The sequence below is a fragment of the Rosenbergiella gaditana genome (assembly GCF_018494065.1).
GTDB classification, from domain to species: domain Bacteria; phylum Pseudomonadota; class Gammaproteobacteria; order Enterobacterales; family Enterobacteriaceae; genus Rosenbergiella; species Rosenbergiella gaditana.
On record NZ_JABBFR010000075.1, the window covers coordinates 1 to 269 of the forward strand.

The 269-nt window shown below is 29.4% G+C and carries 1 protein-coding gene; it reads right to left on the minus strand.

Going from position 1 to position 269, the window contains the following annotated elements:
• Positions 1 to 64: 64 nt before the first annotated feature.
• The gene (locus tag HH682_RS16185; RefSeq protein ID WP_100066984.1) at positions 65 to 133 is read right to left on the minus strand and encodes an epsilon family phenol-soluble modulin; all 69 of its coding nucleotides are present in this window, start codon (positions 131 to 133) and stop codon (positions 65 to 67) included.
• Positions 134 to 269: the final 136 nt, after the last annotated feature.

Genomic DNA, 269 nt, shown 5'->3' on the forward strand with positions numbered 1-269 from the left:
GATAAGGTATGCTTTAGGGCCATAGGATTATGGAACTTGAGTTCCAGGATGATCATGATGCAGATTATTTGTTACCAAATAAACCTTTGAAGAAATCTACTGCTTTTTTGATAAGATCTGTGATAAATTGCATTGTGATTCACCTCCTATAATTTGTATCTTTAATATAAATCTTTTTTAATCTTTTTAGGGATTTTTTTCTTATTTTATATACGTATTTCCCAAGGTGTAGTTTTTATAATTTAAAAGGACATTCTTGAATGCAAGGG